This window comes from Janthinobacterium sp. GW823-FHT06H09 (genome assembly GCF_058794735.1).
Genome location: NZ_JBXAHC010000004.1, coordinates 379,954 through 405,923, shown reverse-complemented (window position 1 = coordinate 405,923; position 25,970 = coordinate 379,954). Strand labels below are relative to the sequence as shown.

The window sequence follows — 25,970 nt, the reverse complement described above, 5'->3', positions numbered from 1 at the left end:
GAGACAGCCATGCCAAGACGAATTGAACCTCTGACAGAGCAACAGCTGATACAGGCGGAGCCTGGGGACAAACCATTCAGGTTATTCGACGGCTACGGCCTGTATGTTGAAGTCATGCCGACTGGCTCGAAGGTCTGGCGCATGAAATTTCGCCAGAAGGACGGCAAGGAAAATGCCCTGACATTCGGCCACTACCCGGAGGTATCGCCAACGCTTGCTCGATGCCGCCGCGCAGTCGCCCGCCAGATGCTGCATGATGGGCTGGACCCGCGTACAGAGTTCGACGCGGCCCACATGCGTCCACCGAAGCCCGTCAGGCGGCATTGCCTGCTTCCCGTTGCCATGGACGATAGAAAGGTGGAGCGCTGCGTAAGCCAGGTTGGCAGGCAAGCGCTGGAGCGGTTGCACGGCCTTGTATTCCCGGCGCTGAGCCGCGTCGTGGCCGACGAAGGCGTGAGAAGCGACATGCAGGCCATGCTGGAGAAAATCCAGAAGGAGCGCAGCGTAGAGGTGATTGATTTGCTGTACGACTACTGTGCCGACATCATCTTTGGCTGCCTTGGATTGGGCATTGATGAAGATGATTTGATTGAGGCCATGAGGGATGCTAGGGTGGCGCAGCGGCGGAAGTGAACGGCGCTATGCCGCAGGTATCCCGGTATCCCGGCTTCATTCGGCTCTGGTCCCTTTGTTGCCGATTGGCCTGGTGCTTGATGAAGTGTCGATTATCGAGCATACCGTGTCTGCAGGTCTGCTGGCGTCGATACACGCTTGCATCCAGCGTAGCACCTCGCTCCTGAGCCAGGCGGAGGAACGCCCCTGCAGCTTGACAGGGGGAGGGAAGGTGCCTTCCTTGATGCCTGCATAAACGCTGCTGCGCGACTTGCCGCAGGTTGCCAGCACTTCGCCCAGGCGGATGAAGCGCTCTTCCCCCATGCGAGGTTCAACGCGGCGCTCTTTCAGGTATTCGGCTGTCGCTGCTTTCATGGCGTCCCCTTTCGTGAACCAAAAATGCCAGCGGCAACACCGGGGCGAATGGCATATGCGGCAGGCCTTCCCCTGCCACCGATTCGTCCTTCGTCGAGACGCGCTCGCAATCATTATTCCGAAAACATGGGGCCAGTATCGAATGCCGTAATCGCTGGTGCAACAAGAATCGGCCTGCCATGCCACTTGGATCAAGCCTGCCGCGCACTTTGTGTGAGATCAAGGCTGGACACAGGAGCGGGTTCGTGGAAGCTTTAGCTGCTAAAAATTGGGCAATCGACAGCGCATTCTTCATGCGATAGATGCATTGGCGCGGCCCCGATTTCATTGCTTCTGTCGCTGTATCGCCGCCACATGTGCATGCGACTGCTTGCATCTCACGCCGTCAATACCTGTCAGTAATCGTTTTGACCGTCTCCAGGGGGGAGTTCTTTCTGTCTACGCGGAAAGGCGCAGCCATCGGAGGAGAAGCGCGCTTATTGCCGTGTAGTACTCGTACAGCAGACTATGAAAATTTGTTGCTGACATTGATCAAGGTCGGCCCAGATACATGTCAAATGTTCCCACTTGGACGCTGCTTATTGCCGCTGATCAACCGTGCTACTTTCGGCATACATTCCTGCTAAATCTGCTCTCGTACCTGCAAAAAAATGGTTCGACCGAGGTATTACCCGGTGATTTAAGGGTTCAGTCGCTGCACGGGGCGGAACTACCGTGCTAGTTTCGGCATACATTCCTGCTAAATTTGCTTTCGTACCTGTAAAAAAATGGTTTGGTCGAAGTTGTGTCCGACGATTTTTGTGGTTTAGTCGCTGCGCGAAGCGGGGCAGGATAGGTGAAGTTAGCTAACCTTCGGTTAGCTAACTTCCCACCTGCTTATTCGCACTTTGTGCTCAACGTGACACCCCAAATTAGACTTTCGATTGAGCATGCATCTACTGCACCTTTGCGTGAGTCCGTGTCCGAATGGCAGGCCCGACCCTTGCTCCCCTGAAACGTTCGGAAGTTCAGGTATCGTGCTGCAGCACAGCCGCTCCCTATCAACTGGTGCTTGTTGGGCGTGTAGCCTAGACTGCTGTCGTCGTGCTCTTATCATAGTTCCCTTAGGGGAACAGGCTAGCGTATAGTGTTAGATGACCCGTCGTCAGATCGAGCTCCACTCTACCTAGGGCGAGCTCCGCAGCATTGTGATTGAATAGTTTGATTACGCCGAGTGGCGAAAGGAAGGACCGATGGCTGGAGGCCACGCAACAACGGCAGGGATCAAGTTTCAATGTGAAGTCGGCGCATGGTTTGCCGCCCACATATTGTGCGAACGCTCGCCACTAACCATCGGTGATGAACTGCCGATTGCGATTAAGTTGGAAGCACTATCGCCCGTCGATGATATCGTTTTGCTTACAGCCGGTGGCATTGGATGGTACGTCAATGTTAAGTCTGAAGTCGCTGTATCTTCGCTCTCTAACTCGCCACTTTCAAAGGTCGTCGACCAATTTGTACGCCAGGTTATTTATGGTGTGGATACGGGAGACGGTAGGAGTACGCCAAGGAAGTGGAATCACGACACTGATAGGTTGATACTTGCGGTGCGGGCGGGCGGGAGTGGTAGCCTCATTCATGGACTTTCACCAGTTATCAAGCGGCTGGCGGATGGCGCAACTCGGTTCGGGCTGCCGCTACTGACCAATCAAACGGAGACGGCAGCCTTCAACGCCTTCTTTGCGCAAGCGAACTACCATTGGAGCCTGCACACTGGCGTAAGTCCATCAGAAGCCGAAATTCTGCAGCTTCTAGCATGTGTTCGTTGCCTTGAAATCGACACCGTTGGCGGCGATCGAATGACCGCAATAAGTATGCTGGAGTCCTCAGTGGGGGCGGAAGATGCGGCAACAGCATTCGACCTGTTAGTAACAGTCTGCATGGCTTTTGCTGAGAGGCGGTCAGGCGGTGACATCGTTACGCTGCGAGAGGAGCTTAATTCTAGAGGAATATCTACCCAACCCTTGAAGGGGTTTGCAAACGATATTAGTAAGTTAAAAGAGCGGACTGAATCTGCACTCGCAGACATGTCCAGGTACGCCAAGATCGAAGTACACGCCGGCAACGACAGCATCTCGACGAGCGTTGAGATTCAGCGCGTATGTGTTGAGCAGCTTATCCAAGCTGCTGCATGCAGTAGGTCGTTTCTGGTGGTTGGTGAGCCAGGTTCCGGCAAGTCGGGCGCTATGTATCTTGCTGCTCGCGAGCTACTCACGCGTGGTCATGATGTGCTGTGCTTACAGGTGGACGAACTGGAAGGGATGACCTCGGATCTGCTTTTAAATGATGCGGGATTGGATAACCCAATTGCCGATGTGTTAGCGAACTGGAAGCCGAGCAAACCAGGAATTCTGCTGATTGATGCATTGGACGCGTCCCGAGGGATGGGGGCAGAAGCCGGTGTTCAGGCGCTCATCACTGAAGTCCGTCGAAGAGCGCCCCACTGGTCCATCGTTGCAACAATTAGAAAATTCGATCTCCGCTATGGGACGCATTATCAACGCCTTTTTGAGGGAAAGTCGCTATCGAAACATTTTGAAGACTCGGAGTTTCCCCGCGTTGCGCATTTAAATGTACCTCAGCTTTCTGCGGACGAAGTACTGCAAGTGCGGGAGCAGTGGCCATCACTAGATGAAATAGCTGCTGTTGCGACTCCATCTGTTCTCAGCATGTTGAGTATCCCCTTCAACTTATACTTGCTTGGCAGGTCGTTGGGTCTGCATCAAGGACAATGGGCAGCAAGCACACAACTCGAATTACTTGAGCAATTTTGGAAGCAGAGGGTGGAGCATGATTTTGTAACGGCGGAAGCATCTAGCAATGCGCTGGAACTCCTTCTCGGGAAAATGCTTGGCCAGAGACGGCTATTCGCCTACACGACTGGCTTCGATGGTGCGACGCTTCGTTCCATGGAGAGGCTTCAGAGCGATGGAGTACTTTATCGTCCTGAGTCGTCAAGGCAATTGAAGTTTGCTCACCATATGCTCTTTGATTTTGCGGTTGCAAAACTTGTATTTATGCGAGATGGAATTAGGTCTATTCCTATCGCATTGGAAGAGCATGCAACTGATGTTCTTATGGTTGCCCCGGCTTCAACGCTCGCGCTCGCAATGGCTTGGCACTATGAAGCTGAGCACACGGCATTTTGGGATGTGGCACTTGGCATTGCGACCAATGAAGGTCTCGGCGCTTTTATGAGGACGCTGCCTGCAAAGGTCGCGGCTGAGCAGGTGAGAACGCCCGAGGATGTGGCTCCATTGCTGTTGGCGATGAATGCAGAGGCTGTGAAGAAGGCGGCAGGTGCCAAATTTCTGGCTCGGCATATCCTCAACGTATTGCTCGCGGGCGTAGTTCAGGGCAGGCCAACATTTGGCGGGCATGATGACCCTTGGTGCGAAATCGTTCGTAATTTTTCGATCGAATCTCCGAAGGAGCTCCATTGGCCGCTCAACGCAGTGATTGCCACGTGGTCCTCAATGGAACTGTCCAGCACAGAAGCGCGTGCTATTGGCGAGGCTTCACGCCACTTACTCAAGAGCCAGTTGGTCGCTGGTGATGACTGTCATGAGGGAGTGGTCTCCGCTGCGATAAAAGGGATCGCTAAGACATTCGACACATCTCCTGCCGAAAGTGCCGAGCTTATTCGTGGTTTGTTGCTCCCGGAAAGGGTTGTGCAACGAGGACATAGTGAGCTTTTTTGGTTGGCGAATGAGTTCAAAAAATTTGCTAAAGAAGATGCTGAACTTGCAGCCGATATTTTTATTGCAGCCTACACCACCCCTCTCCCAAGCAGCGAAGAGAAGACGTCAATTGGGGACAGCCGGATCATGAGTCTTACCTCCACTAAACGCCAAGATTTCGAAGGTGTGTTGTATGCATTGGAACGGAACCTAGCTTGGTTTATCGCATCTGCGCCAAAATCCGCAACTCGTGCTTTAAAGGCATCACTTGACTGTTATGTTCGCGACAGTCAGACAACAGAGCGTGCGCCAAAATCGGCACTTGCAAAATTTGGAGCCCGGTCTGTTTGCGTAGTTGAAGATCGTAGTTTTATTTGGTGGGGTCCCGATTCTAGTTACCGCGAAACTCATGCTAAATTGGTTGATGCCCTTTTCGATGACCTGAAAAACGCACCTTCGGAACGCTATGCGCTGCTTGCAGAATTGCTCCTCGACGGGGACGTTTGGGGTGCGGTAGTTGCTGCATTTCTACGGGCGGCCACCAGCAGAGAAGACGCCGGTGGACTTGTCTACGAATTGCTCGCCTCCCCAGGGGTCTTAAGCCTTATGGATACATCGTTTGATGCTGGCCAGTTTATTGCATCCAAGTTTACTGAATTTCCGTTAACAATTCGTAGCGCCATCGAAGACTCGATTTTTCAGATACACGATGAAAACCAGAGAAAAGTATTGGTTGGGTGTCTACTGAAGGCCGGAGTGTCTCCCGACATGCTCGCGCCAAGGCTCCGGGAATTAGTCGGCAGTGATGATCAGTTACCTTTGAATAATCCGCACTTCTCTTTAACTGCTGGGTGGGTTGAGACTGACGAGAACTGGTGGTTGAAGGAGCAAGGCGTTGATTTAGAAAACGAGGAAGTCCTTGAATTAATAGAAGTTTCGGATGCGCTTGCGGGAGGAAAACATGGACACCAAAAGCTACCGTTGCGCGAAAAGTGGAAACTTGCTCAGAATTTAGTGGATCGAGTTCAGCGCAATACAGGACTGAACAATAGCCTGAGAAACCAAATAATGGATGTAATAGCGGAGGTTGCTGAGGAAATCTGTCAACTGCCACCGGATAGCGATGAAGTTCTGTCGTACTTAGGGGTTCGGAATGTAATCGCTAAGTGTCTTGACTTTGGTCTCTCTCCTAAACCCGAGATCGACGAAGAAAATGAGCGTCAGTTTGCTCGTGGCCCGAGCTGGGGGCGGCCTGCACCCAGGATTGTTGGGGCTTCGGCGCTAATGGCGTACATACGCCAGACCGGCTTCGCTTCGCCTGAAGACCGACAACTTGTACTAAGCCTAGCTGGAGATCCAGCGGTGGCGGTCAGACACGCAGTGCTGTCGCGAGCAAATGTCGTGTGTGTTGCGTCGCAAGAGTTGGCTAAAGAATTGGCAGAAATTGCTTTTCTGAGGGAGCGTAATCAGGGTGTTCTGAGGTCTTTCCTCAATTCCTTCGATAAATATATTAGTCAAGACGTCACCTGGTCGGCGTCGCAAGTCCTTGAGCTGGAAAATCGTCTATTGCCATCGAGCGAAGCGGACGGAACGGACAGCCTGCGAACAGCTATTGTCCATACGATATTGCGGTTTTGGATGACTTGGAGTATCGGCGCTGCTGAAAGTCGGGTCAAAGAATGGGCGCGCGATCCGTTACGCTATCACCACCAAGTTCATGCGTTAATCAGCGATTTGCGCCAATTGGTTGTGTTTGGCGAACCAGACGGGATTGAGCAGCGTAGCGATACGATTCGTGAAAACGCGCGTTGCCTCACTGAATTGATTATTCGTACTTTGGTTGCTAACTTCGAAGATATGTGGAAGCGAGCGGCGACCGAGCCAACGGTTCGTGATTCCCTTACGTTGATCACTAGGCTCTTGAGAGAATGTGCTAATCAGCTTTATTTTGGCTCTGGCGCATATGATTTGAGTAAATCAGAAAAATTAAAATACGACACTCGGGGACAAAAGATTAGACGGCGATTTCTCAATGAATATCTGCCGAGCTTGCAATTGTTAGCAAAGGTTTCTTACCCTGCAGTTACTCATCCTATTCTGGAAATAGTCGAGTCAATGATCGACGATGAGCCTGAATTGCTTCTTCAGTTGGTATTCGACGCAATGCAGGAGGGGGGGGAGAAAGGAGGATATCAGTTCGAGAGCTTGGGTGCAGATCTCGTTGTAAAGATAGCGCGGAAATACCTCGCGGATTACACTTCATTATTGTCGAGTTCGCCGAAGAACAGAGGATCGCTTTTGGATGTTCTCAATATTTTTGCCGATACGGGTTGGGCGGAAGCCAAGAAATTGGTCTACGAATTGCCGGAGGCCATGCGTTGAGCCAATCCGATATCAATGCCTTCGCTAGGACTATGGAGCGCCTTGGTACGAGGCTTCATAAAGAAATTCTGCCTGTAATCCAGAAAAAGTATGCTGATTTGTCCACATCGACAAAACTAGGCACACTCCCGATGGCCCGTAATCAAATTAACGAAGCGCAAATTCGACAATATATTCTCGATCCTTTGTTAGCCTCGCTGGGTTGGAACTTAGCATCTCCTGATGAGATGCTAGTGGAGGCTCCCGCGGAGCCTGAGTCCACAAAAGGAAATCGACGGTTTTTGGATTATCTTGGGCAGGTTTCCGCTATCGAGACCGGAGCGCTGCTTGTGGTGGAAGCTAAACGCCTTTCCTTGGAGCTCCCTGCTATTGCGGGCGGCCCACCGGATTCGACCAGCCTTTGCCAAGCACTCTTGGCGGCAGTTAAGAAGCGTGGGAAAATTATAACCAAAGAGTGGTCAGAAATACTTGATACCATCATGGATTATGCTAAGCGCTTGGGGGAATCAAAGGTAGGTGCTCCGTTACGTATGGCAATAATGAACGGAGAATGGGTTGTTGTTTTTCTAAATCCGAGGAAGACATTAATCGAGAAGCAAATCGAGGCTAGCGACATACTCGTTGTTGCTGATATTGCTGACGCATTGCCGCAGGTGCAGCAGTTGTATGCGAATCTTTCATTTCGGGAATTGTCGGGTACGCTGCCGGTTCAGCATTTTGTGAATTTTAATCGTTTGATTTTGGATAGTGGCGGCGAGTTGGAGGCTTCCTTTGCTGTAGAGATTGAGACAGGTGATTTCGGTCGTCGCCCTCTAATGCAGCTTTCTGAAAGCGTTGCAGTAAGGCTAGAAAATGGTGCATGGGTGCGTTTTAGAGACGGGGCAAAGGACCCGCGTATCCTAAGGGATGATGAGGAAATTGTTGATGATATGAAGGACATATCGAATCGCGCAGTCGGACTTTTCTCCAAATTGGCTGCACGCCGTCCTTTGCGGTTGATTGAGGCTAGCTCATATGAGGGGCAGCAAACTAAAGAACTTGCTTTTCCTTCTACTCAATTGCTAGCGCATGAAGGAAAGGGCCGCTACGTATGGTATCTGGGAAAAGAAAGTGCACCCTTTCTAAGTCCCACAGACTACGAAGGTTGCCCATTTCATCATCATGACGCCGCCGACGCCGAAGGCATGGGGCAACCCGACGACCCTATTCGAAAACGTTCCATTCAACCCCCCGTTTACTTTCCTAATGGATCGTCATATCACTGTGCTCACAAGAAAGTGCATGCCTTACGACAGCAGCGCGAGTGCCCTATCTTTTATATGGAGGAGCAACTTTGCTGTAGAGCGTGCTCTTTAAAAGAAAGGTGCTGGCCTGAAGGCGTCGCGGAGTTACCGTGTGTGGAAGCGAAACATGAAGTGATCGATTTACTGACGAAATATGGCCCAGGGGCTGAATGAAACATGCAGGCCTAAATGCATCCGGTTGGTGGTCCACACCGAAGGCAGGTACAGGCGTCTGCACAATTGGATTCTTACGCTGGATAGTCTGCGTGGCATCGGCTATAAAACGCGAGACAAATTTTGGAAAAAGTGATAGTGGTGAATTTTTACGCAGCCTCCTTCGATAGCGACACATGTCCTTTGGGCGAATGTCCGGGGGTGTCACTCGGCTGAGTGTACTGCCCCGCAGTATGAGCCAATTATCCTACCTATAGGCTATCTTTTCTGGGTGCGAAGAAAGAGCTAGGGATAATGCGCGTAACTATTTAATTTCGTTGCTAATTCTCGGTGGCCCGCGGCGGAATCGAACCACCGACACAAGGATTTTCAATCCTTGGCGCGAATGGATTTTTTGTTGCACTAATTTATGATGCAGATAGGCAATCTTTTGGTAAGGGCATCGTTGAGGGTATTCTTCAAGTTTGTATCCGTCGAAATCGGCTATCCATACGCATTTTTAGCCATGATTCGAATCCCCCTCTCCAAAAAAGAAAAAGCTACCTTCGGGTAGCTTTTTCTTTTTTCGTCTATACGCGGAGAGAAGCACTTCGTTCCTCAGGCGCAGGGCAGTGCGCTTCGAATCGACCAACTGCTGTCGCTGCGCTGAAGCCTAGCGCATTAGTGGTTCTAATCAATTTTGTGAATGAGCATGCTTTTACGGGGCCTAGCGTATCAGTTCGTGTCCAAATGGCAGACCTGACCCTGCGTCCTTCGCAGCATGAGCGACGCAACTGCCGAGACGACGCTGACGATGCCTGCTATCAAGAATGCGAACCGGTAACCCGCAAGTTCGGCCGCCTGGGGGAGTTGCCCGGTGGCCAATTGCGTCGCCATTACTGAATGGGCGACTGCACCGAGTACTGCTATGCCCACTGCGCCACCTAGCTGGCGTGCAGTGTTCTGTAGTCCTGCTGCAAGACCCGAGTCTTTCCGTGGAACGCCTGAAAGAACTGCTTGCGTGGCACTCATCATCACCAAGCCGTTGCCAGCGCCGACCAGCAATGTAGGCAGCAGAAATTCGCTGACCTGCAATGGGTGAACAGGTAGCCAATTGAGCCAGATCAGGCCTGCTGCCGACACGAGGCTGCCAATAAAGGGCAACTGTTTAAAGCCAGCGTCCCGCAAATAGCGTGATGCGATCGATGCGATAGCCAGCGCCGAAGCCATTGGCAGTAAAGCCAGTCCGGTGTCGAGCGGACTGCGCCCGTCGATCCGCTGCAGCGCCTGCGACAGAAAGAACATCGACACCGTGAGAACCGCGCCGAGGCTCAACACCATAGCCATTCCGATCGTTACGTTTCGCAGGCGAAATATTTCGAAATTGATCAGGGGCTGGGCCGAACGGCGTTCAGCTGCGATGAAGGCGACGAACATGATCAGCGCGGTAGCCAAGGCACTGAGCACGGTACTGGATGTCCAGCCTGCATGTACCGATTCTGAGATCGCATAGAGAAACGAGGCCAACGCCAGCGTGACAGTGGACGCTCCCAGAACATCGAGCTTCGCCCGGGCGTCGTCCGTTAGCTGTGGTCGCAGACAGCCGGCAACAACCGCAGCCAGGACGATACCGACAGGTATGTTGACGAACATCACCCAGCGCCAGCTGGCTAGGCTCGTCAGCAAGCCGCCAATGACCACGCCAAAGGCGGAGCCCATCGCGGCGCAGGCCGCCCACAGGCCGATCGCGCGTTCCTGACTCGACCCCTTGGGATGGGCGGCGACGATGACTGCCAGCGGTGAGGTCGCCAGTACCGACGCGCCCAAACCCTGCATTGCGCGCGATGCCAGCAGCATGCTCCCGGAAGTCGCAAAGCCACCTGCCAGGCTGGCTCCAGTGAACAGCGTCAAACCCCACAACAGAAGGCGCCGGCGCCCATAGATGTCGCTGGCGCGTGCAGCGAGCAACATGAAGCCACCCAGCAACAGCAGGTAGATGTCGACTACCCACTGCAATTGGACAGGTGACAGACCCAGGTCATCGCGCATCGCCGGTAGCGCGACGTTCACGATGGCACCGTCCACCACGACCATGAAGGCACACACGCAGGCGACGAAGGTAGCAATCCAGGTCGATACGCCACTGCGCAGCAGCGGTGGCGGCATCGCCGGTACGGAAGATATAGACATTTGTTGCCTTTCAGCACGAAGATGGCGGCAACTGCCGCCTAAAAGTTTGGTAGGAGCCAAGTATGCTGAACAGTATGAAAAGTCATATAGCGGTAAATGGACTTAAAATGGTGATAAATGGCCAAACTGAATCCTGAGCATGAGCAACCGGAAGACGACTTCAGCGAGTGGTCGGATGGCCCTCGTCTGATCGCGCTGTTGGGGAATGACGATCAGGCCAGCGAGTACCGCCTCGGAACACGCGAGTACGGTTTGCATCACCATCATCGAGGGCAGGTGTTCTGCGTAGAAGCTGGGCTCATCCATGTGCGGACAGCTCAAGGATCGTGGTTGCTCCCGCCGAACCGGGCCGGCTGGATGCCGCCAGGGGTACCGCATCAAGTACGTGTCAGCGGTGCTCTTGCCGGCTGGAGCGTGTTCATCACGCCGAAATCCAGTGCGTGCTTGCCGAACCAGCCTTGCGTGATCGGCATCACCGAGGTGTTGCGCGCATTGGTGCGCCGGGCCGCCGAATGGGACAAGTCCGCTCAGCTGTCACTGGACCAAGAGCACGTCGTTACCGTAATCCTTGACGAAATCCGTCGCGCGCCGCATGAGTCGCTGCACTTGCCAATGCCGACAAATGCCCGGCTGGAGCGCATCGCTCGGGCGATCCTGGACGATCCCGGTTCGATTCGAACGTTGGAAGCGTGGGCAGATTGGGGCGCGATGTCGGCTCGAACGCTGCGCCGTCAGATGCAGGCTGAAACAGGCCTGAGCTTTGCCCAATGGCGCCAGCAGGCACAACTCACGCACGCCCTGGAAATGCTGGCGCGTGGCGAGTCGGTCACGCATGTTGCCGACACGCTGGGCTATGCCTCACCGAGCAACTTCATCGCCATGTTTCGCCGTTCCTTCGGCAACTCGCCGGCACGATACTTTGCGGCGCGTTCTGTTGGCGGCAGTTGAAGCGCTGTCATCAATCGGCTGCCTCCCATCATTGAGATCGGGCAGGCACGCGCTTGGACGATGCGTACACGCTGGCAGCATCTTTAAAAATGACAGCGGGGATATTCATGCCTGTTTTCTCATGCACTATTGGTCGAACTCGGCAGCCCGGAGGAGAAGCGCTGCTCTCTGCAACATCGGTCCAGGCCGCGTAAAGCGTGGGTTGTTGAATTAGGTAAGTCCGTTTCTATTGACCTATCACATACCTTGCCGCGGGTCTTGAGCATACCTTTCAGTGTATGAATTGTGCTGCGCCCACGTAGCAGTACTCATTGCCATTCCCCTTATTTGCAAGAAGAATTCTATTTTAGTTATGTGGGGTAGACGTCGGTGATCTATCCCTGTTTGTGATGTGGGAGGGCCTTCTTGATGTCATCGTTGATGATGCCGAGGTTCGAACACATAACAACAAGGAACGGGTGCAGCCATGGATGTATGGAAAGCGATAACCTATGTGAGTTCGCCTCTGACGCTCGTAGCATTCCTTGCTGCCGTTGTGGCATGGGTTTATGTCACCCAGCTTAAACGTACTGAGGTACTAATCAATAGCGCCAAAGAATCTGACAGGCGCATATTGCTCGAAGGCGTGCTGGAGGTGCTTCGTGTCAATGTGGACAAATTACCTCTGGCGCGGCGATTTGAGATTGCTACACAGCTTCTGCACGGAAGGGCACTTAAACTCAAACTGGCATTTGCTGCGTTCATGGTGGTGGCGTTTGGAATGCTTGCTTTGTCAGCTTTCGCCATTTATCAATTACCAGCGGAACAATCTATCAAGGATCTGCTGGAGGGGCAGCAAAAGCTAGAGGCAGTGGCTGCACTGAAGAGACATCAGATATATCCTATTTCTGATACTGATTTGCCTCGTGCTCTGAGCGAGCTAGTAAAACTCGACAAGAATGAGTTGAAGTTGGGGATACTTGAGAGAACGCAGAAAATGCAGGAAAAAATTGACGCAGCTCCATCTGTCGCCGAACTACGGAGACGGGCGGAGCGAACGGAGGCTCCCTTTGAACGTCTGGGCCTCAAGCTATGGGCAGGCGTTCCCAAAATAGGTCCAGATCAGCCACGTCGTTTTTATGTCAATGTACCAATAGGTGCAGACTATGCATGGAAAAGGCTGAGGATTATCAATCCAGCCACAAATGAGGAAATCAGGGTGATTGCACGCCCAGTGATAGATGATCAGATTCGAGACGTTGATATTCACCTTAATTATCAACAAGCCGCACAGCTTTTTGGTACACAGATTTCTGAAAGAAAGAAGGAATTATGGGCGCAGGTGCTGGGGCCGGGTCAGCTTTATGATCCAAGTTGTGAACCAGCTCGCAAGCCGGCGGAAAAGAGGCGGTTGGCACAATGTGATCCTGAAGAGTCACCTGACTATTTTGTTATGTTAAAGTCCCGGCCATAAGCATGTCGTGCTGAGTCTGCTCGAGCGTGACACTACAGCCATATCTTCGGGAGCAAGGTACGCGCAAATACATAATCTGTTTTGTCGACGATATGCGGCTTACCGAAGTCCTGTACAACCCATGTACTGCACAGCGACGCGGGATGCGTAATTCACGGACGCCGCCACCGCCGTTATTCCCCCGCAAACCTTATCCCATCTCAACTCCCCTATTGTTTCCCGCATGTATCGTAAGCCTCTCCCATCACCCCCGGAGAGTCCCGTGCCCTATGCCTGCACCAAAGTCGACGATCTGGAAAAAACCACCATGGTTGGCAACCACCAATGCGTCGCGCTGGTCCGCCACTACGCGGGTGCGCCTGCCACATTGGCCTGGATGCAGGGCGAGGCAGTGCTGGGAAACCGTTTGCTGCGCAATGGCACGGCCATTGCCATATTCGTCAACGGCAAGTATGCGAATCATCAGCAAGGCAATCACGCGGCCCTGTATATGGGACAGGCGCTGGACGGTATCCTCGTCATGGACCAGTGGGCGGGCAAGCGCCCGGGCATCGTGACGTCGCGCACCTTGCTTGCCAAAGGCCAGTACAAGAATGGCTTGCATATCGACCCCAGCAATAATGCCGACGCTTTTTTCGTCATCGAATAAGGGAGCATCGATGCAACATCAACGTTTGTTGACCGGTGCCGCCTGCTGCCTATTCCCTGTGTTCGCGCAGGCTGCGATGCCCGCCGTCCATGCTTGCCCGGACAGCGTGCCCGAGGCATCGATCAGGCTGAACGCCGTGCCGGCTGGCTGGACGCCGTATATCGGCAGCGCGCTTTACTTGAGCGCCGCGGCGCCGATCGACGGCGTGCCGGCGCGCAGGGGGCAGCTCGTGCCCAGCGGGGAGCGTAAGAAGCAAGGGAGAACGACGCTCAGCTACCGGCTGGAAGGCCCCTACCCAGACGGCAAGTGGCTGCAGTGCAGCTATGGCGTGCATGGCGAAGTCACGCTGTCGCGGAGGATGGACGACAGTGTCAGCCTGTGCGAGTTCACCTACAGGAAAGGCCGCAAGGCCGGGCAGAACGAGATCGATATCGATTGCCGGTAAGTGTGTTGGTATCAGAGGTATTGCTGGGTGAATCGCAGGCCGCTGCAATCAGTGCCTGCAGCTGTGCATGTCGGCTTACGCGTTCCGCTAAGCCGACCTACGCAACTGCCGCCTACCGGCGGGCCAGACGTAAAAAAGCCCGCCGAAGCGGGCCTTGTCACTCTACAGTCAAGCCAAAAGCTCAGAACTGGTTCATGGTGTTGTCTTTACCAGCCGCCTTCAGTGCCGCTTCGCCGCTGAAGTAATCCTTGTGATCGTCGCCGATGTCCGAGCCGGACATGTTTTGATGTTTCACGCAGGCGATGCCCTGGCGGATTTCCTTGCGCTGCACGCCGGCCACGTAGCCCAGCATGCCCTGGTCGCCGAAGTATTCCTTGGCCAGGTTGTCGGTCGACAAGGCGGCCGTGTGGTAAGTAGGCAGGGTGATCAGGTGGTGGAAGATGCCGGCTTCGCGGGCCGAGTCGGCCTGGAAGGTGCGGATCTTCTCGTCGGCCTGGACCGCCAGTTCCGTCTGGTCGTATTCCACGCTCATCAGCTGGGCACGGTCGTAAGCGGACACGTCTTTGCCTGCCGCTTTCATCGCGTCGAAGATTTGCTGGCGGAAGTTCAGGGTCCAGTTGAACGACGGGCTGTTGTTGTACACCAGCTTGGCGTTCGGGATGACCTTGCGGATTTCGCTGACCATGCCGCCGATTTGCGCGATATGCGGTTTTTCCGTTTCGATCCACAGCAGGTCGGCGCCGTTTTGCAGCGAGGTGATGCAATCGAGGACGCAACGCTCTTCGCCGGAACCGGCGCGGAACTGGAACAGGTTGCTCGGCAGGCGTTTTGGACGCAGCAGCTTGCCTTCGCGCTTGATGATGACGTCGCCATTGCCCAGCGCGTCGGCCGACACTTCTTCGCAGTCGAGGAAGGAGTTGTATTGGTCGCCCAGGTCGCCTGGTTCAGTCGTGACGGCGATCTGCTTGGTCAGGCCGGCGCCCAACGAATCGGTGCGGGCGACGATGATGCCGTCGTCCACGCCCAATTCCAGGAAGGCGTAGCGGATGGCGCGGATCTTGGCCAGGAAGTCTTCGTGCGGCACCGTCACTTTACCGTCCTGGTGGCCGCATTGTTTCTCGTCGGATACCTGGTTTTCGATCTGGATGCAGCAGGCGCCCGCTTCGATGAACTGTTTCGCCAGCAGGTACGTTGCTTCGGCATTGCCGAAACCGGCGTCGATGTCGGCGATGATGGGCACGACGTGGGTGACATGGCCGTCGATCTTGGCCTGGATCGCTTGCTTTTCAGCACCTTGGGCCGCATCCAGCTGGCGGAACAGGCCGCCCAGTTCGCGGGCATCGGCCTGGCGCAGGAAAGTGTACAGTTCCTTGATCAGTGCCGAGACGGCGGTTTTCTCATGCATCGACTGGTCCGGCAGCGGGCCGAACTCGGAGCGCAGGGCGGCGACCATCCAGCCGGACAGGTAGAGGTAGCGGCGGTCGGTGCTGTTGAAGTGCTTCTTGATCGAGATCATCTTCTGTTGACCGATGAAACCGTGCCAGCAGCCGAGCGACTGGGTGTACTTGGATGGGTCCGCATCGTAGGCGGCCATGTCGTTGCGCATGATCTTCGCCGTGTACTTGGCGATGTCCAGGCCGGTCTTGAACTTGTTCTGGGCGCGCATGCGGGCGGCGGACTCGGGATTGATGGCGTTCCATGCGCTGCCTTGTTGGTCTTTCAAACCAGCAACAGCTTTGATGTCGTCTTGATATTGGGACATGTGAATCTCCTAAAAAGAAAAGCTATGTTTGAGAAAATCGCCGAGTGCGCCACAACGTCTTGTCGAAGCAAACTGCATGACTAAATAGTAGGCCGATTCGCGCCGATCTTCAAGTCTTATATAAGACATATAACTTAAATTAAGTCTTTGTTTTTCAATGGCTTAATTATTATTTTTCATGATGTGAAATGAATTTTCAAAAAGTGAGAGGATTTATTGCTGAGTCTGCTGTTCGGAATTCCGCGATGTGAAACGTCTTTTCAGAATTTGGTGCAGCGCGACAAAATCTGGGCGAAAAAAAAGCCACCCGAAGGTGGCCTTGGCCGCTGGCGGCTGATTTAGCGTCCCACGGTCTGCCGCTGATCCTTGATGAACAGCGCCGTCAACATGCCGATCACGCACACGCCGATCACGTAATAGGCGGGACCCAGCACATTGTTCTTCAGCATCAGGGTCACGACCACGGGCGTCAGGCCGCCGAAAATCGCGTACGACAAGTTGTAGGAAAACGACAGTCCCGAGAAGCGCACCTGGGCCGGGAATGCCTGCACCAGCACGTAGGGCACGGCGCCGACGACGCCGACGAACAGGCCCGTCATCGCGTACAGGGGCAGCAGCAGGTCGGGGCGGCTGCCGACGGTGGTGTAGAAGATATAGGTACTGATGGCCAGCAGCACGGAACCGGTGAAGATCACGCGCTTGCCGCCCAGGCGGTCGGCCAGCATGCCGGCGATGATGCAGCCGAAGGCCAGGCACAGGGTGGCCACGGTATTGGCCACCAGGGTGGTGTGCGGCGCGATGTGGTGGATCTTTTGCAGCAGGGCCGGTGTCATCAAAATGACGACGACGATGCCGGCCGACAGCATCCACGTCAGCAGCATCGACACGGCGACGGCGCCGCGGTGGCTGCGCAGCACGGATTTCAAGGGCATTTCCGTGGCCAGCGCCTTGCGTTGCTGCATTTCCGCAAAAACAGGGGTTTCATGTAGCCAGCGGCGCAGATACATGGCGCCGAAGCCGAAGATGCCGCCCAGCAGGAAGGGATAGCGCCAGGCGCCCTCGGCGATTTCTGCCGGCGTATAGACGGTGTTGAGGCCCGTCGCCACGAGCGAACCGAGCAGGATGCCCACCGTCAGGCCGGCCGTCAGCACGCCGCAGGCAAAGCCCGTGTAGCGGCTCGGCACGTGTTCGGACACAAACACCCAGGCGCCCGGCACTTCGCCGCCCACGGCCGCGCCCTGGAAGATGCGCATCAGCAGCAGCAGCAGCGGCGCGGCCAGGCCGATGCTGGCGTAGGTCGGCAGCAGGCCGATCAGCAGGGTCGGCACGGCCATCATCAGGATGGACAGGGTGAACATGCGCTTGCGGCCGAGCAAGTCGCCGAAGTGGGCCATGACGATGCCGCCCAGCGGACGCACGACGTAGCCGGCGGCGAAGATGCCGAAGGTTTGCAGCAAGCGCAGCCATTCTGGCATTTCCGGCGGGAAGAACAACTGGCCGATGGCGTTGGCAAAGAAGACGAAGATGATGAAATCGTAAAATTCCAGCGCGCCGCCGAGGGCGGCCAGCGACAGGGTTTTGTAGTCTTGCTGGGTGAGGGGACGGCTTGCGGCGTGGATGGCGGCGGTGTTGGAAGTAGGCATGTGTCTCGTTCTTGTGTGTTATCGGAGATTGCCAGATCTAGCATACGCATTTCCGCCGCGTGAGTAAACGCGGCGCGTATGGGGATCAGCCTCAGCTGTGCTTAATACAACGCCGCTATCATCGGCGTTGACTTCATTGGAAAGGACACAGTATGCACATCATGATCGTGGGCGCCAGCCGGGGCCTGGGACGCGCACTGGTGGACGGTTTGCTTGCTGACGGGCATGCCGTCATCGGCGTATCGCGCCAGCAACCCGCCGACTTGCCTGCCGGCCAAGGTACACAGCTGCAATGGATCGCGGCGGACCTGGCCGCACCCGCCGAGGCCGTCGAACGCATCGCGCGCGAAGCGCCGGCCGTACTGGACGCGGTGATCTACAACCTGGGCATATGGGAAGAGAAGGCCTTCAGCGACGACTATGCGTTTCTCGGCGATGCGGACGATACTATCGTCGACATGGTCAATACCAACATCACGGCGACCATTCTGCTGCTCAAGCGCCTGGTGCCGCGCTTACTGGCGAGCAACAAGCCGCAGCTGATCCTCACGGGATCGACGTCCGGCCTGCGCCAGAGCGGCCGCCCGGAAGTGACGTTCAGCGCCTCGAAATTCGCCCTGAACGGCATCGCCGATGCCTTGCGTGAAGGTTTCCGCGAACAGGGGCTGGCCGTGACGGCGCTGCAGCTCGGCTATCTGAATACCTACGATGGCTTGTCCGTGCCGCTGGCGGACGCCGCCGCGCGGGGCGAAGGCGAGCTGATCCCCGTGCATGACGTCGTCGCCGTCGTGCGCATGCTGCTGAACCTGTCGAATGCCTCGTTCGTGCGCGAACTGGTGCTGCCGGCGCTGCGCGACGAGCGTTTCTAGCCGCTAGGCATCGTCGCCGTAGACTTCGGACCAGCCGAGACGCTCTTCCAGCCACTCATCCGCTTCGGACGAGTCCATGTGCAGCAGCAGGGCGCCCAGGCGCAGCTGGCCCTTGGCCAGGGCCAGCACGGCGAACACGGATTCCAGCATGACGGGGTCCAGCTGGCCCTGCAGCTCGCGCGCGGCGATGGCGGGCAGCTGCGCCCAAGTAGCCTGGTAGCTGGCGGCCAGCCAGTCCGGCAGCGGCGGATTGTGCGGGCGGTGGCGCTCCAGCTCGATCAGGGCGATGAGCGCATAGAAATCTTCCTCGCGCGATGGTGCGTTGCCCAGCAGGTGGACGAGCTGGGGCACGGCCGCATACGAGGCGACGCCCACGTCGCCCTGGTGGTGCAGCTCTTCCCACAGCTCATGCCAGACGTCCTCGCCCGCCTGCATGGCCTTGAGCGCCCCGGCCACGTCGTAGGGCATGCGGTAGCCGCCTTCCAGGGTGGGCCAGATGGGATCGTCGAGTGATAACAGCATGGGTTTCCTTGATGATTGGGGAACGCTCGCCTGAGCAAACGCGCACTATACAAGCACTAAGCAAGCACCCGGCGCACGCAGCGCGCATGGCCGTCAAATTCGCGCGCGTTCTGGTAGGCGACGCCCGTGTCGAAATCCTTGCACCAGGCTTCGCCTTCGATGTCGCCCAACTCGTTTGACCAGTGCCAGTTCGGCCGGAACGCCTCTTTCAATGTCGCATACAGCAAGGTCTGCTCGCGCCGATCCGGCAGGCTGTGGCCCAGGCTGGCAGCCCAGTTGGATGCGGCTTGCCAGGAATGGTTCTCCTGCTCGTACTCGTCCGGCAGCAGCACCAGGTGGTAATCGGGCGCGCTATCCCAGCCGAGGATCAGGCCGGCATAGCGTTCGCCCGGCTGCAGGGCGATGGGCGCGTCGGCCGATGGCGCCAATGTGACCCGGCGCACGGCGCAGGCGCGGCCTGAATAAGTCTTGCGATAGTTGTACTGGGTGCCGTTGTCGAAATCGTGGCTCCACGCCATGCGGGGCAGGATGGCGTCCGCTTCCGACGACCAGTACCAGGCATCCGGGAAGGCGTGGCCCAGGTTGGCGTGCAGCAAGGCCAGCTCGCTGCGCGTCGGCAGGCAGGCGCCGCGCGCCGCGGCCCAGGCTAGCGCGGCTTGCCAGGGCAGGGCATCGGCCTCGCCGGGCAGCAGGAACAACTGGTAGCCGGCGGCGCCATCCTGGCCCGGCATGATGCCCGCGTAGCGTTCGCCGGCAGCGGCGCCCAGCACGCCCGGGCAATGCTCAAACCAGCCATCGTCTTCTTCCGTGGCAATAAATGCCGCGATCAGCGCCTGCTGCGCGGGCGGCGCGGCGGCCAGCAGGGTGTTGAAGCAGGTGATGGCCGAGGCGTTGGGTGTGCCGGCGTCGTTGGCGATACCGACGAGAAAGTCACCCGCCCAGTCGGGCAGGGTGGCGATCAGGCGCGGCAGTTCGTGCAGCAGGGCGGTGCAATACGCCGTCTCGCCGAAACGCCAGGCGGCGCGGCTGGCCGTCTGGTAGGCGCCGTAATCGTGCTCGGCCTGTACGGATTGCACAATCGCCAGCGCGTAGTGCGTGCCCTCATTCCCCGTCAGCGCATCGAGCATGGCGCAGTAGCGCTGGAAGCGCCGCTGCGCTTCATCGGACGGTGTGGAGGTATCGTCATCCTGGACGATGTTGCCCACAATTAGTAATTCGGCTTTCCAGAGTTCAAAGGCAGTTGGCATGGCTGTGGCTGGCGAGAGTGGCGTCGGCCATGATTATGCCCCGACCATTGGTGTTTCAGCGTGCTGATTGAACATGCTACAGTCCGCCTTTGCCGCCAGCCTGGTGCGGCTTTGCCTGGATCATGATTGATGCCCACCTGGACTTCTCCGCCGCAACTCGTCGCCCTGGCCGCCTTGTATGCGCAGGCGCAGGCCCATCCTGAAACGATCAGCGACGCGGCCTTCCTCGAGGCCGTCAAGGCTGCCCACTGGCCCACCAATTGCTGGAGTTATGTGGAAGCATCGTTCGCCATCATCGCGCCCGCCTGCCTGCTGCGTCCGCATCTGACCGCCGGGCTGATCGTATTCCCCATCGATGCCATGATCGCCGGTGGCCTGGACGATGCGGGGCAAGTCATCGCGATCGGCCTGGACTGCGCCACGCGCGACGCGCCGTATGTGGAGGTGAGCGAGGATGGCGGGCGCTGGCTGACACAGGTGTGGCCGGGACTGGGGGAGGTGGTCGAGACCGTGTTCCAGGCCAGGCTGCAAGCGGCGCTGGCCGATGACGATGATGAATAAGCGATCAACAAGCGCTGAGGCTTGACGCCGAAAGCCCGTTTACGTTAGGGTATACGTAACTACTTACATATATCCTTTCAACATGTCTTCCAATTTGCAAACCTATGGCTCGCTGATGCTGGCCAGCCGCCTGCGCCGTCTTTCCGATCAACTGTATGCGGGCGTCGATACCAGCTATCTGGCCGCCGGCGTCGAGCTGACGTCGCGTTGTTTTCCCTTATTATTGCTGCTGCGCGACAATGGTCCCACCGCGATCACGGCCCTGGCCGCGCAGATCGGGCAGACGCATCCGGTGGTGGTGCAGCTGGGACGCAAGCTGCTCGATGCCGGCGTGGTGGCTGAGCTGCCGGACGCCAGGGATGAGCGGCGCCGCCTGCTGGCGCTGTCCGACGCCGGGCAAGCCTTGCTGCGCAACATGGCGCCCCTGTGGGACGACGTGCGCGCGGCCGTCGATACGGTATTCGAGCAAGGCACGCCGCAGCTGATGGCCAGCCTGGACCGGGCCGAAGCGCGCTTGCAGGCGCAGGGCTTTGGCGAGACGATCGCCGCGTGCCGGCGTCAGCGCGAGCGGGCGGCCGTGGAAATCATCGACTACGACGCCGATTACGCGGCCGACTTCAAGCGCCTGAATATCGCCTGGCTGGAACGCTACTTTTATGTCGAGGCGCTCGACGACAAGGTGCTGTCCGATCCGCAACGCTCGATCCTCGACGATGGGGGGCAGATTTTTCTCGCGCGTTTGGACGGCAAGATCGTCGGCACCTGCGCGCTGATCCGCGCCGGCGGAGACAGCATCGAACTGTCGAAGATGGCCGTCACGCCCGAATGCCAGGGCCTGGGCATTGCGCGCCGGCTGATCGAACGGGCGTTCGACGCCTTTGAGGTCAGCGGCGCCAAGCTGCTGTTCCTCGAGTCGAACAGCAAGCTGGCGCCCGCCATCCGCCTGTACGAAAGCAGCGGTTTTACCCACGTGGCGCGGCCGGCCGGCGACGCCCATTATCAGCGCGCCGACGTCTACATGGAGTGGCAGGGCAGGTAGCGCACGCCAGGGCGCCACGCGGCGCTCCCCATCGGCCGTCTCCCGCGTTACAATACGTGCTCCCATAACGGAACCACGGTTCCACTATCGAGAGACGCCGACGCCGCATGCCTTCCTTTCCGATGCCCTTCCCGCAGATGATCGTTCCCCCGGAACCCACTCAGGCGCGCAGCAAGCAGGCGTTCGAGCGCCTGCTGCTGGTGGGGGAACAGTTGCTGGCGGAAAACCGTTTCGATGAAATCGGCGTGGCCGACCTGGCCAAACTGGCGGAAACCTCCGTGGGCACGTTTTACCGTTTATTGGGCGACAAGGACACCCTGAGCCGCTTGCTGCTGCAGCGCTTTTTTTCCGACATGGTGGAAAAGGTCGAGACCCTGACGGAACTGCGCCAGTGGGAAGGGCGCAGCCTGGAAGACTTCATCCGCGCCATGGTGGCCATGTTCGTGGCCGTGAATGGCGGGCGCAGCGGCGTCTTGCGGGCCTTGATCACGCGCGCATCGCAGGATGCGCAATTCCGCGACAGGGTGCACCAGATCAATCATCTGATCTCGCAACGCACGGTCGCCGTGCTGGCCAGCAAGTCGTCCAGCATCCGCCACCCGAACCCCACGCAAGCGATGATGGTGGTGCCGCCCGTGCTGCTGGGCATCCTGAACCAGCATACCTTGACGGGTTCGCTATCCTTTTTGTCGGGTGCGGCACTCGAGGATGAGCTGGTGCGTGTTGCCTTAAATTACCTGACTTGAGATATTTAGCGATTTAACTTGAAATCGGAATTCGGATTCCGTATTATGTTTTCCAACAGCAGGAAAACATATTCCTGCACCTGAACACAAAGCATGTTCAACAGCAAGGAGACAGAATGCGGCGTCACACGACATCCGATGTTCCATTGCATTACCTCGACCTGGGCAGGGAGCAGGGCGATCCTGCGCAGTCAGAGCCTATTTTTCTGTTGCACGGCCTCGGTTCCTGCGCCGCAGACTGGCGTCCGCAGATCGATGCCCTCGGCAGCAGTTATCGGCTGATCGTGCCCGACCTGCGCGGCCATGGTGCCAGTCCCGCGCCAAACGGCGATTGGCAGATCGGCGACTTCGCCAACGACCTTTTCAATTTGATGGACCAGCTCGAGGTGCCGCGCGCACATATCGTCGGCTTTTCCCTGGGCGGCATGGTGGGCCTGGAAATGGCCAACCGCGCCCCGGGCCGGGTGGCCAGCTTGTGCCTGATCAATTCTCAACCATTTCAGGGCAGCAAGCCGGCAGCGCTGCTGTTTGCCTACTGGCTGCGGCGCACGGTGATCGCCACTTTCGGCCTGAAAGCCATGGGCAAGATCATCGGCAAGAAACTGTTTCCAGATCCGGCACAGCAGCCCCTGGTCGAGCGCTTCGCCACGCAGATGGCGGGCATGGACAAGCGTGCCTACCTGGCCGCGCTCGATGCCATTTTCCACTGGGATATCGACATCCATTTCCAGGCCCTGGCCATGCCCGTCTTCATCATGGCGGCCGACCAGGATTACACGCCCGTCGCCAGCAAGCGGGCCTTTGCCGCACAGTTTCAGCAGTGCGAGATCGAGATCATCGCGAACTCGCGCCATGCCACGCCCCTGGACCAGGCGCAGCGTGTGAATACCTTGTTGCAGTCCTTTCTCGCCACACATTCAAAATAAACAGGCCACTCGCCGCACGGGCAGGGGCCGGGAAACAGTCATCGCAGGGCAGGTGCTCGCTTCACGTGCGCGGGTACCTTGACGTCTTGCGATTCTGCAAACCGGCCGTCTTCCCTGGTGGTAAGCAAGCCTGACATTGGAGACGCTATGAAACTTGCTTTGAAATTGATGCCCGCCGCCCTTGCCGTTGCCGGTGCCTTCAGCTTTTCCACCCAGGCCCAGGCGCAGGAGGCCAGCCAGGCCACTGCTGTCAGCGCCCAGGAAGCCAGCGACGCAAAAGAACGCATGGAAACCGTGACGGTCTCTGCCCGCCGCCGCGAAGAACGGCTGCAGGACGTGCCGCTGGCCGTCACGGCGTTTTCCGCCAAGGCCCTGGAACGGGCGAATATCCAGAACCTGGCCGACTTGCAGGAGCGCGTGCCGAACCTGACCGTGTACGCTTCGCGCGGCACGAATACCACCCTGACCGCGTTTATCCGCGGCGTGGGCCAGGCCGACCCCGTCTGGGGCGTGGACCCGGGCGTGGGTATTTATTTTGACGACGTCTACATGGCCCGTCCGCAAGGCGCGCTGCTCGACGTGTTCGACGTGCAGCGCATCGAAGTGCTGCGCGGCCCGCAAGGCACCTTATACGGCAAGAACACCATCGGCGGCGCCATCAAGTACATTTCGCGCCCCCTGGCAAAGGAAAACGGTGCCTCGGCGGAAGTAGGGATTGGCAATTACAATCAGCGCAACTTCAAGGCCGCCTTCAATGTGGCCAACGAGAGCGGCACCTGGCGCGCGCGCCTGGCCGCTGCCAAACTGGACCGCGACGGATTCGGCCGCAACACGTTTAACGGCGAACAGGTCAGCGACCAGGACAGCACGGCCGCGCGCCTGTCCGTCGGCTACTTTCCGCAGGACATCCCCCTCACCGTCGTGCTGAGCCTGGACGCCACGGACGACAAGTCCGGTGTGCGCGGCTTCCAGCGCATGGGCGTGAGCGCTTTCGATCCGCTCAAGCGGCCCGCCAGCACGGATGCGTATGACATCCAGAGTGGCATGCCGGGCAACAACTTCACGCACAACCGGGGCGGTTCGCTGGTGGCCAACTACACCTTGTTGAACGACTGGTCCGTGAAAGTGATCGGCGCCAAGCGGCGCAGCACGTCCGAGCAAACCATCGACTTCGACGGCTTGCCGCAACCGATTGCCGACGTCTTCGGCGATTCGCGCGACGAACAGAAAAGCCTGGAATTGCAGGCCTCGTACAGCGGCGACTACGGCGCCGGCGTGATCGGCCTGTACCGCTTCGAAGGCACGGCCGGCGGCGGCATCTACAACAACTTCCTTGGGCGCCAGTTTACGACCGCCGTCAGCACGGTGGAGACGGACAGCACGGCGCTGTACACGGACTGGACCTGGCCGCTGGGCAAGGTGTGGAGCATCAATGCGGGCTTGCGCCACACGCGCGAGGAAAAGCGCGCCATCGTGCTCAACCGCGCTTTTGCCGATGTGGGCTTCACGCGGCCCATCCAGACGGCGGCCGACTTCGACAAGTCCTTGTCCGTCAGCAATACCTCGCCGAAAATTTCCGTGCGCTATGAAGCGTCGAAGACGACGAATTTCTACAGCAACCTGTCGCGCGGCTTCAAGTCGGGCGGCTACAACGTGCGCGCCAACAACCTCGTGGTGCCCGATTCCGCGCGGCCCTACAAGGATGAAAAACTCGACGCGCTGGAAGTGGGCATGAAGTATGCGGCGCCCGACGACACCTTCGACGCCAACGTGGCCCTGTTCTACAACCGCTACAAGGATATTCAATTGTCCGTCTTCACCAGCTATGTGCAGCCGGGCGGCGTGCCGGGCTTCTATGGCGACTTCACGAATGCGGGCAAGGGCACCGTGAAAGGCGCGGAGTTCGAATTCTCGTGGCGGCCGAACCGCCAGTGGGAAGTCAACGGCTTCCTCGCCTTGCTCGATGCCAACTATGACGAGTTCATGAGCGGAGGCAAGAACATTGCGGATACGCAAAAGTTCAGCAATACGCCAGCCCGGCAAGTGGGCTTGAACGTGACGCGCACGGACCGCGACGTGTTCGGCGGCGCCTTGCGCAGCATGCTCGGCTATGGCTACCGCAGCAAGGTCTACCCGACGACGGACTTGAGCGAAACCCTGGCGCAGGGCGGCTACAGCATCTGGACGGCCGGCGTCGTGTGGGAAGCGCCGAAGAACTGGACCTTCAGTCTGCACGGCAGCAACCTGGGCAACAAGCGCTACCGCACGGATGGCTACAACATTCCCGCCGTGTTTATCCTCGACGGTTTCTATGGTCCGCCGCGCCAGATCATCGCCAAGGCTGGCTACAAATTTTAGAGTTCTTCACTGCCGGGGCCGGACCCGTTGGGTCGGGCCTCGCGGGTCGGAAGTGCCGGCTTGACGGGCGTCAAGCCGGGTCGTTGTC

19 protein-coding genes and 1 tRNA gene are annotated in these 25,970 nt (G+C 57.5%); 13 read left to right on the top strand and 7 right to left on the bottom strand.

The genetic code is table 11. The features are described 5' to 3' along the window. Positions 1–9: 9 nt before the first annotated feature. On the top strand, positions 10–633 hold the full coding sequence (locus tag AC1Q6X_RS08920; RefSeq protein ID WP_492496497.1) for a DUF4102 domain-containing protein: 624 nt from the start codon (positions 10–12) through the stop codon (positions 631–633). A 36-nt stretch (positions 634–669) separates the two neighbouring features. Here AC1Q6X_RS08920 and AC1Q6X_RS08915 read toward each other — a convergent pair whose 3' ends face one another. Beyond that, positions 670–987, bottom strand: coding sequence for a helix-turn-helix transcriptional regulator (locus AC1Q6X_RS08915; protein ID WP_492496495.1), 318 nt, complete (start codon positions 985–987; stop codon positions 670–672). 1,232 nt (positions 988–2,219) lie between these two features. Here AC1Q6X_RS08915 and AC1Q6X_RS08910 point away from each other — a divergent pair. Beyond that, positions 2,220–7,088 carry an ATP-binding protein gene (locus AC1Q6X_RS08910; RefSeq protein ID WP_492496493.1) on the top strand — a complete coding sequence of 1,623 codons (4,869 nt, stop codon included), beginning with the start codon at positions 2,220–2,222 and terminating at the stop codon, positions 7,086–7,088. Beyond that, positions 7,085–8,545 (top strand): hypothetical protein, encoded by a 1,461-nt coding sequence (locus AC1Q6X_RS08905; protein WP_492496491.1) that lies wholly within the window; start codon positions 7,085–7,087, stop codon positions 8,543–8,545. Before AC1Q6X_RS08910 ends, AC1Q6X_RS08905 begins: the two co-directional genes overlap by 4 nt. A gap of 331 nt (positions 8,546–8,876) precedes the next feature. On the opposite strand, the gene AC1Q6X_RS08900 is transcribed toward AC1Q6X_RS08905, so the two are convergent. Then, positions 8,877–8,951, bottom strand: a tRNA-Phe gene (locus AC1Q6X_RS08900). Positions 8,952–9,259: 308 nt separating this feature from the next. Further along, positions 9,260–10,714: an MFS transporter gene (locus tag AC1Q6X_RS08895; RefSeq protein ID WP_492496489.1), complete on the bottom strand. Its 1,455-nt coding sequence runs from the start codon at positions 10,712–10,714 to the stop codon at positions 9,260–9,262. Between the two features lie 117 nt (positions 10,715–10,831). Here AC1Q6X_RS08895 and AC1Q6X_RS08890 point away from each other — a divergent pair, with 117 nt between their 5' ends. From AC1Q6X_RS08890 to AC1Q6X_RS08875, 4 genes are all read left to right on the top strand, one after another. Beyond that, positions 10,832–11,662 carry an AraC family transcriptional regulator gene (locus AC1Q6X_RS08890; RefSeq protein ID WP_492496487.1) on the top strand — a complete coding sequence of 277 codons (831 nt, stop codon included), beginning with the start codon at positions 10,832–10,834 and terminating at the stop codon, positions 11,660–11,662. A 466-nt stretch (positions 11,663–12,128) separates the two neighbouring features. After that, positions 12,129–13,115 (top strand): hypothetical protein, encoded by a 987-nt coding sequence (locus AC1Q6X_RS08885; protein WP_070291185.1) that lies wholly within the window; start codon positions 12,129–12,131, stop codon positions 13,113–13,115. A gap of 262 nt (positions 13,116–13,377) precedes the next feature. Further along, positions 13,378–13,764 (top strand): BPSL0067 family protein, encoded by a 387-nt coding sequence (locus AC1Q6X_RS08880; protein WP_492496485.1) that lies wholly within the window; start codon positions 13,378–13,380, stop codon positions 13,762–13,764. Positions 13,765–13,774: 10 nt separating this feature from the next. Further along, complete coding sequence (locus tag AC1Q6X_RS08875) at positions 13,775–14,209, top strand: STY0301 family protein (protein WP_492496483.1); 435 nt, start codon at positions 13,775–13,777, stop codon at positions 14,207–14,209. A gap of 181 nt (positions 14,210–14,390) precedes the next feature. Here AC1Q6X_RS08875 and AC1Q6X_RS08870 read toward each other — a convergent pair whose 3' ends face one another. Beyond that, complete coding sequence (locus tag AC1Q6X_RS08870; protein WP_070310553.1) at positions 14,391–15,971, bottom strand: isocitrate lyase; 1,581 nt, start codon at positions 15,969–15,971, stop codon at positions 14,391–14,393. A 338-nt stretch (positions 15,972–16,309) separates the two neighbouring features. Then, positions 16,310–17,614, bottom strand: a complete 1,305-nt coding sequence (locus tag AC1Q6X_RS08865; protein ID WP_492496481.1) for an MFS transporter — start codon at positions 17,612–17,614, stop codon at positions 16,310–16,312. A gap of 152 nt (positions 17,615–17,766) precedes the next feature. Here AC1Q6X_RS08865 and AC1Q6X_RS08860 point away from each other — a divergent pair, with 152 nt between their 5' ends. Further along, a complete protein-coding gene (locus AC1Q6X_RS08860) occupies positions 17,767–18,483 on the top strand; it encodes an SDR family oxidoreductase (RefSeq protein WP_492496479.1) in 717 nt (238 codons plus the stop codon). A 3-nt stretch (positions 18,484–18,486) separates the two neighbouring features. Here the strand turns inward: AC1Q6X_RS08860 and AC1Q6X_RS08855 are convergent, their stop codons facing one another. Both AC1Q6X_RS08855 and AC1Q6X_RS08850 read right to left on the bottom strand, forming a co-directional pair. Further along, positions 18,487–19,005, bottom strand: coding sequence for a hypothetical protein (locus AC1Q6X_RS08855; RefSeq protein ID WP_492496477.1), 519 nt, complete (start codon positions 19,003–19,005; stop codon positions 18,487–18,489). A 56-nt stretch (positions 19,006–19,061) separates the two neighbouring features. Then, entirely contained in the window at positions 19,062–20,252 is a 1,191-nt protein-coding gene (locus tag AC1Q6X_RS08850; protein WP_492496475.1) for an Lcl C-terminal domain-containing protein, read from the bottom strand. Between the two features lie 129 nt (positions 20,253–20,381). On the opposite strand from AC1Q6X_RS08850, the gene AC1Q6X_RS08845 reads away from it, so the two are divergent. From AC1Q6X_RS08845 to AC1Q6X_RS08825, 5 genes are all read left to right on the top strand, one after another. Next, positions 20,382–20,813 carry a hypothetical protein gene (locus AC1Q6X_RS08845; protein ID WP_492419144.1) on the top strand — a complete coding sequence of 144 codons (432 nt, stop codon included), beginning with the start codon at positions 20,382–20,384 and terminating at the stop codon, positions 20,811–20,813. A gap of 82 nt (positions 20,814–20,895) precedes the next feature. Beyond that, positions 20,896–21,852, top strand: a complete 957-nt coding sequence (locus tag AC1Q6X_RS08840; RefSeq protein WP_492496473.1) for a bifunctional helix-turn-helix transcriptional regulator/GNAT family N-acetyltransferase — start codon at positions 20,896–20,898, stop codon at positions 21,850–21,852. Positions 21,853–21,959: 107 nt separating this feature from the next. Beyond that, positions 21,960–22,598 (top strand): TetR/AcrR family transcriptional regulator, encoded by a 639-nt coding sequence (locus tag AC1Q6X_RS08835; protein ID WP_492496471.1) that lies wholly within the window; start codon positions 21,960–21,962, stop codon positions 22,596–22,598. 116 nt (positions 22,599–22,714) lie between these two features. Next, entirely contained in the window at positions 22,715–23,524 is an 810-nt protein-coding gene (locus AC1Q6X_RS08830) for an alpha/beta fold hydrolase (RefSeq protein ID WP_492496469.1), read from the top strand. Positions 23,525–23,671: 147 nt separating this feature from the next. Then, positions 23,672–25,882, top strand: coding sequence for a TonB-dependent receptor (locus AC1Q6X_RS08825; RefSeq protein WP_492496468.1), 2,211 nt, complete (start codon positions 23,672–23,674; stop codon positions 25,880–25,882). Positions 25,883–25,970: the final 88 nt, after the last annotated feature.

Bases quoted from the DNA above. Each gene is read 5' to 3' on its own strand.
- AC1Q6X_RS08920 (WP_492496497.1), top strand. From the start codon at position 10: ATGCCAAGACGAATTGAACCTCTGACAGAGCAACAGCTGATACAGGCG.
- AC1Q6X_RS08915 (WP_492496495.1), bottom strand. From the start codon at position 987: ATGAAAGCAGCGACAGCCGAATACCTGAAAGAGCGCCGCGTTGAACCT.
- AC1Q6X_RS08910 (WP_492496493.1), top strand. From the start codon at position 2,220: ATGGCTGGAGGCCACGCAACAACGGCAGGGATCAAGTTTCAATGTGAA.
- AC1Q6X_RS08895 (WP_492496489.1), bottom strand. From the start codon at position 10,714: ATGTCTATATCTTCCGTACCGGCGATGCCGCCACCGCTGCTGCGCAGT.
- AC1Q6X_RS08890 (WP_492496487.1), top strand. From the start codon at position 10,832: ATGGCCAAACTGAATCCTGAGCATGAGCAACCGGAAGACGACTTCAGC.
- AC1Q6X_RS08885 (WP_070291185.1), top strand. From the start codon at position 12,129: ATGGATGTATGGAAAGCGATAACCTATGTGAGTTCGCCTCTGACGCTC.
- AC1Q6X_RS08875 (WP_492496483.1), top strand. From the start codon at position 13,775: ATGCAACATCAACGTTTGTTGACCGGTGCCGCCTGCTGCCTATTCCCT.
- AC1Q6X_RS08870 (WP_070310553.1), bottom strand. From the start codon at position 15,971: ATGTCCCAATATCAAGACGACATCAAAGCTGTTGCTGGTTTGAAAGAC.
- AC1Q6X_RS08865 (WP_492496481.1), bottom strand. From the start codon at position 17,614: ATGCCTACTTCCAACACCGCCGCCATCCACGCCGCAAGCCGTCCCCTC.
- AC1Q6X_RS08860 (WP_492496479.1), top strand. From the start codon at position 17,767: ATGCACATCATGATCGTGGGCGCCAGCCGGGGCCTGGGACGCGCACTG.
- AC1Q6X_RS08855 (WP_492496477.1), bottom strand. From the start codon at position 19,005: ATGCTGTTATCACTCGACGATCCCATCTGGCCCACCCTGGAAGGCGGC.
- AC1Q6X_RS08850 (WP_492496475.1), bottom strand. From the start codon at position 20,252: ATGCCAACTGCCTTTGAACTCTGGAAAGCCGAATTACTAATTGTGGGC.
- AC1Q6X_RS08845 (WP_492419144.1), top strand. From the start codon at position 20,382: ATGCCCACCTGGACTTCTCCGCCGCAACTCGTCGCCCTGGCCGCCTTG.
- AC1Q6X_RS08840 (WP_492496473.1), top strand. From the start codon at position 20,896: ATGTCTTCCAATTTGCAAACCTATGGCTCGCTGATGCTGGCCAGCCGC.
- AC1Q6X_RS08835 (WP_492496471.1), top strand. From the start codon at position 21,960: ATGCCTTCCTTTCCGATGCCCTTCCCGCAGATGATCGTTCCCCCGGAA.
- AC1Q6X_RS08830 (WP_492496469.1), top strand. From the start codon at position 22,715: ATGCGGCGTCACACGACATCCGATGTTCCATTGCATTACCTCGACCTG.
- AC1Q6X_RS08825 (WP_492496468.1), top strand. From the start codon at position 23,672: ATGAAACTTGCTTTGAAATTGATGCCCGCCGCCCTTGCCGTTGCCGGT.